Annotated in this window: 8 protein-coding genes; 1 reads left to right on the top strand and 7 read right to left on the bottom strand. The window is 42.9% G+C overall.

Translation table 11 applies throughout. The features are described 5' to 3' along the window. Positions 1 to 358: 358 nt before the first annotated feature. The 5 genes from ndoA to acpS form a co-directional block, all read right to left on the bottom strand. On the bottom strand, positions 359 to 709 hold the full coding sequence (gene ndoA / locus ACFPA1_RS07390; protein ID WP_007083556.1) for a type II toxin-antitoxin system endoribonuclease NdoA: 351 nt from the start codon (positions 707 to 709) through the stop codon (positions 359 to 361). Positions 710 to 713: 4 nt separating this feature from the next. Continuing rightward, positions 714 to 995 (bottom strand): CopG family ribbon-helix-helix protein, encoded by a 282-nt coding sequence (locus tag ACFPA1_RS07385; RefSeq protein ID WP_213120931.1) that lies wholly within the window; start codon positions 993 to 995, stop codon positions 714 to 716. A gap of 184 nt (positions 996 to 1,179) precedes the next feature. Then, on the bottom strand, positions 1,180 to 2,337 hold the full coding sequence (alr, locus tag ACFPA1_RS07380; RefSeq protein WP_378581893.1) for an alanine racemase: 1,158 nt from the start codon (positions 2,335 to 2,337) through the stop codon (positions 1,180 to 1,182). Positions 2,338 to 2,470: 133 nt separating this feature from the next. After that, positions 2,471 to 3,484, bottom strand: a complete 1,014-nt coding sequence (locus tag ACFPA1_RS07375) for a LolA family protein (protein ID WP_213148132.1) — start codon at positions 3,482 to 3,484, stop codon at positions 2,471 to 2,473. Between the two features lie 165 nt (positions 3,485 to 3,649). After that, positions 3,650 to 4,003: a holo-ACP synthase gene (gene acpS / locus ACFPA1_RS07370; protein WP_213148133.1), complete on the bottom strand. Its 354-nt coding sequence runs from the start codon at positions 4,001 to 4,003 to the stop codon at positions 3,650 to 3,652. Between the two features lie 90 nt (positions 4,004 to 4,093). Between acpS and ACFPA1_RS07365 the strand changes: the two genes are divergently transcribed. Further along, positions 4,094 to 4,684, top strand: coding sequence for a rhomboid family intramembrane serine protease (locus ACFPA1_RS07365; RefSeq protein ID WP_378581892.1), 591 nt, complete (start codon positions 4,094 to 4,096; stop codon positions 4,682 to 4,684). 9 nt (positions 4,685 to 4,693) lie between these two features. On the opposite strand, the gene ACFPA1_RS07360 is transcribed toward ACFPA1_RS07365, so the two are convergent. Next, positions 4,694 to 6,148: a PH domain-containing protein gene (locus ACFPA1_RS07360; RefSeq protein ID WP_378581891.1), complete on the bottom strand. Its 1,455-nt coding sequence runs from the start codon at positions 6,146 to 6,148 to the stop codon at positions 4,694 to 4,696. Beyond that, positions 6,138 to 6,617: a PH domain-containing protein gene (locus ACFPA1_RS07355; RefSeq protein WP_378581890.1), complete on the bottom strand. Its 480-nt coding sequence runs from the start codon at positions 6,615 to 6,617 to the stop codon at positions 6,138 to 6,140. The genes ACFPA1_RS07360 and ACFPA1_RS07355 overlap by 11 nt, the downstream gene beginning before the upstream one ends. Between the last annotated feature and the right edge of the window lie 6 nt (positions 6,618 to 6,623).

Here is a 6,623-nt window from a genome sequence, read left to right as displayed (position 1 = left end):
AATACCGTACCAAACGAAGTGCGGTAGTGGTTTGGTTTCTAAAAGTCTTAAATTTTACTGTCCACTTTCTTGACAGAAGACCATTTTCATCTGTTTCTTCTTTTGTTTTGTCCTTCATACCGGTTATCAAGGACATTTTACTCCTAGTCACAACCCGTTTTGTCCTTCATCACGCCCATCAAGGACATTTCACCCCTAGTCACAACCCGTTTTGTCCTTCAACCGTCTTGCTCTACCTTCCAAGATCAAGTTTCCCTTAAAAAATAAAAGAGGCAAGCTTCCATGAGCTTGCCTTAGCAATATGAGGGCAGAATTATGTACGAAAAAACGCTCTTCTTTTCACAAAGAGCGTTTTAAGTTAAAATTCGATGAGACCAAGACTTACCTGCAAGGCTTCATCCACTTTTTCCATCATTTCGTCATCGAGATGGGTAATTTTATCGGTTAACCGCTGCTTATCAATTGTGCGAATTTGCTCTAACAGAATGACTGAGTCGCGTTCAAATCCGTAGCGCTTCGCATCAATTTCAACATGAGTAGGGAGCTTCGCTTTCTGAATTTGAGCTGTAATCGCTGCAACAATCACTGTGGGACTAAACCGATTCCCGATGTCGTTTTGGATGACTAGTACAGGGCGGACGCCGCCTTGTTCAGAACCAACAACTGGGGAAAGGTCCGCAAAATATACGTCACCACGCTTGACAATCAAGGGATTATCCTCCGCTTACAAGACGTTCAACAGTATGCTCTGCCTCATATTCTGCTTGAAATGCTTCTGACGCAATCCTAAGATTAATCTTTGCCATTTCCATGTATCCACGTCTCATGGATTCGCGAATTTGTCTCGTTTTTCGTTCGCGTAAATACATTTTTGTTGCTTGGTAGATAAACTCACTGCGGTTTACATTTTCCTGCTTTACGAAACCATCTAATTCAGTTAATAGATGCTGCGGTAATTTTACCAAGATTTCCGTAGTTGCGCTGGATTCAGACACCCAACATACACCTCCACCATCACTACACACCATTTTTTTATCTATACCATATTTTATAATAACACTAAACGCTCTTCATGCATAGACTAAATATGATTCCTACTGTATTATAAGCCAACTAAACAAGCTTTTATGCACAAATTACCGCAATATCATAAATATGTTTCCTATGCATGATTTACACCTATACCAGGTAATTTTTTATCTCGACAATTCTTTCACTTTTTTTATAAATGCGCGGTACCCGGCTCGCAATGATACACGGTATCTCGTAATTAATGGTGTCAAGCTTGGCGGCAATTTCATTAACGGAAATCAGCTGGTCACCTTCGCTTCCAATTAACGTGACGGTTGTTCCAACAGGAATCTCAAAAGGAAGACGGATCATGCATTGGTCCATACAAACCCTTCCGACAATTGGTGCGCGAAGTCCTGCAATTAGGACCTCCTGCCCCTGCAGCCTGCGAATCCATCCATCAGCATATCCGATTGGCAAAGTGCCAATCCATTCTTCCTGTTCACTTTCATATGTGGCCCCGTAGCTCACTTTGTTGCCTTTTGGCAGCTTCTTAATATGGACAAGCTTTGTCTTTAACGAAAAAGCCTCTTTTAGGGAAAAAGGAATTTCCTGTTCCATTTCCGGTGATGGGGTTAACCCGTACATTACAATTCCAAGCCTGACAGCATTGAAATAGGCTTTTGGAAACCGAATAGCCGCTGCACTGTTGCTGGCATGAATATACTTTGGCCGTTCAGCCAGTGTGCCTACAAGTGCTTCGAATTTGCCTAATTGCTCATTGAAATAGGCAGTTTCCAACTCATCAGCCGTTGCGAAATGCGTAAAAATCCCTTCAAACAAAAGTCGGCTATCAGTTGCAATGGTTTGTTCAACAGCTTTTAATTCCTCGACAGTGCGGACGCCGATCCGTCCCATTCCTGTATCCACTTTAACATGGACCTTTAGCTGATCATTTGTATTCAACTGCTGTTTTGCTTCCTCGAGCCATTCCTTTTGAAAAACAGTTAGGGTGATATTATTTTGAACAGCCACCAAGGCGTCCCCTGGACGAGAAGCCCCTAAAACAAGTATAGGTGCCGTTATCTCTTTTTTTCGCAGTGCAATCGCTTCATCAATAAAGGCTACCGCCAGATACACCGCCCCTGCATTCAGTGCGGTTTCAGCCACTTGGATATCCCCGTGGCCATAGGCATTAGCTTTCACGACGGCAAAAATGTCCACCCCTTCAGGCAGTTGTTTTTTGACAGATGTGACATTCTCCGCAATACAATCCAAATCTACTTCTACCCATGTATCCCGATAAAAAGAATCTTGTTCTCCCATGATTCCACTTCCTAAAAACATTAATGTCAGTTTATTATAACATAAAAAAAAACAGGCCCCTAAGAGCCTGCCGGTGTAAATTATTGGTTCCAATCAGCGGCAGGTGCAACATCTCCGCGGCTTGAAACTTTATTTATTTTACTGCTTCCCCTTGGACGGATTTAGCGATCTCGACCATCTCTTTCTTCGTCAGGTTTTTGGAGGCAATCATATAATCGACTCCGCCCTGTGACCAGGAAATCGAATGATCAGTAACGGCCCCAATCGTAATGCCTAGGTCAACCAAGTCACCTTCTACATAAGTCGGAGTAGTCGAGGCAACCTTGGATTTCACCTTTTCCTGAACAAGGGTGAATGATTTTTTACCGTCGTAAGTAAGGACAACCCGTTTTCCATCCTCAATCTTGACAGATTTCTCCTCAATCAGTTTTGTGCCTTTAATTTCATAGGTTGGATATTTAACCGTAAAGGCTTTATCTCCTCCATCTGCCATCGCCGGCATATTTAGCTCTGCACGGGTCATGTTCTTCTTCATATCGAAGTCGTCCTTGTCAAAGCTGGCGTTGAATTTAACCTTTGTAAATTCTACTGTTACAAGAGCATTTCGATCAGGGTCCATCACTTTAACGACTGCTGGTGACAAATCCTTTTTATTCAGCTTAATTTCCTGGATTGGAAGCATACTATTATTTTGATAGCGGGTTTTTGTTTCAAACACGTAGTGTTCTTTCGTAGCGGAAAATTTGGCGTCTTTATCGGCCACAATGTCTTTAATTAATGATTCATAAAGATAAGCCTGGCTGCTGTTTTGCGGCCAATCGCTTTGGAAGCGGAAGCTCTTTTTCAGGGCAGGTGTTAACACAAACACGCCTTCATTATTTCTTAAAATCATTTGGCTTTGGTCTTTTTCCGCATTTTTTAGGTTAACACGGTAAAAGTTTGGGTCCATATGCCAGATTTCCACGTCGTAAACCTGAGAATCCGACCCCATTTTGAGGGTCATTTTTGCTTCAGCTTTATAGCTTGATAAGTCCTTTTGCTTTCCATTTAAATCTTTTACCACATCATCCTGTGATTTAGAACCGCAGGCAGCGAGCATGAAGATTGCGATCAGCCCCGTGATGAGCAGCACTAACTTTTTCCTCATTCCTTCAACCCCTTCTTGTCTCATTTCAGTGTATTGAGAAGAGAAAGGCAGGGATCAGGCATGATAACCAAAATGACCAAGCTGACCTTGTCTCTCCTTTTTCCCTATGAATATATGAGACAACCTTGGGGAATATGCTAACAGGCCTGACAAGCTTTTTTTAAATTAGTGATCCTCTTCAATCACAACCTGGGCGACAGCGTAATCCCTACTATGGGAAATGGACAAATGGGCACATACTTCCGGCTTTTTAATGACCGGTTTACCCAACTCATCCGAACTAATTTCGATGTCCAAAAAGGAAAGCTCTTTTCCAATCCCCGTTCCAATCGCTTTTGAGAAAGCTTCTTTTGCTGCAAATCTTCCAGCTAAAAATTCGACCTTTCGACGCTCTGCCAATTCTGAGAATCTTTGTTTTTCGCTGGCCGTCAAAACCCGGTCGATAAATTTGGGCTGCCGGCTGATGATTTCGTGAACTCTGGAAAGTTCAATAATATCAATACCAATTCCTTTTATCATCGCTAATCTTCCTTCTATTTCATTTCCTGTCAGCATAATAGTGTACAAGATAAAATAATAGTCTATGATGGTAGTAAGAGGTGGAAAATAATGTTTACTCGAACAGAAAGTCTTCGCGAGTTTCTTCGCTATTACCCGGTGGTTTCTATTATTGTGGCCATTCATCTCATTCTTTTTATCTGCACCATTTTACCAATATTCCCTAATTCCTGGTTTATTGAAACCCTCTCCGGGGTCAATCTTTACATTATGGAGGGCGAGTATTGGCGGCTGATTACACCCATCTTTATGCACAGCGGTTTCTCCCATATGCTTTTTAATAGTTTTGCCCTTGTATTATTTGGACCAGGGCTAGAGCGGATGCTCGGCGGCGGACGATTTTTGCTTGTATATCTGGTTTCCGGATTGATCGCCAACGTTGCTACCTTAATGCTTGAGGCGCTCACCTATACACATGTCGGATCAAGCGGGGCGATATTCGGGCTGTTCGGCTACTATTTGGCGCTAATTCTTTTTAAAAAAGATACACTTTCCAAAGCGAATTCCCAAATAATCATCACACTTACGGTTATCAGCTTAGTAATGACATTTCTTGAACCTAACGTGAATATTACCGCCCATCTTTTTGGGCTGCTGGGCGGGCTTTTGCTTGGGGCAGTTTCACGACAAAGCCCAGAATAGAGGGAGGCTTCAACCGTGCGCCCCCTCCCTGTTTTTCTGTTCCTTAGAGTACCAGCCAAAAATCTTCTCTACCTCACTTTTTTCCATGTCGACAACTGTCCCGCCGGCACCGCCTAGTCCCGATTTTACATAGGCCTCAATTGTCCCCAATTCTTTATTTCGTTGAAAATAACTTTCCCTTATTTCCAAGCTTTGAATCTTGTTTTTCTTTATAAAGACAGTGGTGCGGTTGGTGGTCTGAAATCTAAGGGTCAGCTGCTGACCATCCAAACTCCAGCCAGCGGTTTTATATTTCAGTATCGCCCAAAATGTAAATAAGCCAATTAGGAGCAGCGAAAAGAGACCCCATATTTTGAAAAAAAAGATGGCTGCCGCTGCGATTGGAACCGGAATGAACCAGCTCCGGAAAATATAACGCCTTAATGCCCGCTTCGGGACTGGCGTGAAGGACGCCGTGAAATGATACTCCGGCAGGTAAGGACCAATTAATGCAGACAATTCCTTTACCTTCATGATTGGCAGTAGAATGACATTTGCTCCATCCTTGTTCTCAATGGATCCCCCGGCACTTTCCACATACACCGTTCCATAACCAAGCAATTGCCTGATTGGATTCTCACTGATTCTTATGGCTTGAATCCGGTTTAAAGGAATGGTAATTTGTTTTTTCTCAAGAAGCCCCTGTGAAATAACGAAGTCCTTTTCTGTTTGTACTACCGTGAAATTCGCATATTTTAGCATCGTCAACACTAAGGCAATCAGCCATGCCAGGAAAAAGCCGGCAAAGACAAGGATGGCAATAAGGATAAGATTGTGAACCGCCCATTCTTCCAACCCGCCAAAGACCTTTTTAAAAGGGATGAAATCGTCAAACTGGGAAAGCAGTGCGAATAAAGCAGATATCACCACCCCGATGCCTCCTGATGTTAACGATAAGAGCAATAATTCCGGTGTGGTTATTTTAAAAATCGGCTTGGCCACTTTGTGGCTTGCTGTTTCTAAATCACCCGTTTTAGCTGCTGCGACATACTCTTGAATGAGTTTTGCCTCTTCCTTGGTAATGGCCGAAAGAACGGCCTCCGCTTCCTCGTCTCCACTTGAGCCGGCTGTTTCAATCTGTACCTTCACAAGCCCAAACAGCTGCTGCAAAATGCCTTCTGTCAAATCGATGCTTTGGATTCGTTCAAAGGGGATATATCGTTTTTTGCGAATGAAAATCCCATATTCGACTCGAAGCTCATTATATTCAAAACGATAAGTATATTTTAACCAAGAAATCAGGCCGGAGATAAAAGTGAAAATAACAACAACCAAGGCTATACCAAGTGTAATGAAAAGAGATTCCTTGCCTTCTCGCCCTCCCGATAAAAATATCGCAGCTAAGGGGATGAAAAGGTTTTTTAATCTTTTTCCGGTATTAATGACGCTGGCGATGGGGTGAAGCCGTTTTGGTTCAGACATCATCTTCAGCCACCCTCGCCAATTTTGAAATATAGAATCGTAATTCTTCCGCTTCGCTCTCCTTCAGGGCAGGGATTTCATGAGCGGTGGCCGCCGTATGGACGATGACCGATGCCAGCTTATATTTTCTTAAAATTGGGCCTTGTACGGTATCGACATGCTGGACACGGACCATCGGCACGAGCGTACGACTAATGATAAAAATCCCTTCCAATAGTTCAATTTCTTCTTCACGGACCTCGTACCGCCAGCGTTTCCATCTGATTGATGGGAATAAGAAAACATGTAAGTAGGTTAATATGATGGCGAGCGCTATAAGGATAACCGATACCCAAATTGGGCCGTTAAATATATGTATTATTATGATGGCCGTGACAGCTATAGCCCACTCTATCGCCGCTTTTATAACACCAAAAATGCGCCAAACTTTCAGGGCACTTTCCGAGATGCGTTTTTGCGGTTCAGTCTGCATTCTATT

The organism is Neobacillus sp. GCM10023253 (assembly GCF_042653105.1).
Lineage (GTDB): Bacteria > Bacillota > Bacilli > Bacillales > Cytobacillaceae > Neobacillus > Neobacillus citreus.
This window is presented reverse-complemented; position numbering and strand designations above follow the sequence as displayed.

What these genes read in the sequence shown, in the direction of transcription:
- ACFPA1_RS07375 (WP_213148132.1), bottom strand. Translation starts at nt 3,484, where the DNA reads ATGAGGAAAAAGTTAGTGCTGCTCATCACGGGGCTGATCGCAATCTTC.
- alr (WP_378581893.1), bottom strand. Translation starts at nt 2,337, where the DNA reads ATGGGAGAACAAGATTCTTTTTATCGGGATACATGGGTAGAAGTAGAT.
- acpS (WP_213148133.1), bottom strand. Translation starts at nt 4,003, where the DNA reads ATGATAAAAGGAATTGGTATTGATATTATTGAACTTTCCAGAGTTCAC.
- ACFPA1_RS07355 (WP_378581890.1), bottom strand. Translation starts at nt 6,617, where the DNA reads ATGCAGACTGAACCGCAAAAACGCATCTCGGAAAGTGCCCTGAAAGTT.
- ACFPA1_RS07360 (WP_378581891.1), bottom strand. Translation starts at nt 6,148, where the DNA reads ATGATGTCTGAACCAAAACGGCTTCACCCCATCGCCAGCGTCATTAAT.
- ACFPA1_RS07365 (WP_378581892.1), top strand. Translation starts at nt 4,094, where the DNA reads ATGTTTACTCGAACAGAAAGTCTTCGCGAGTTTCTTCGCTATTACCCG.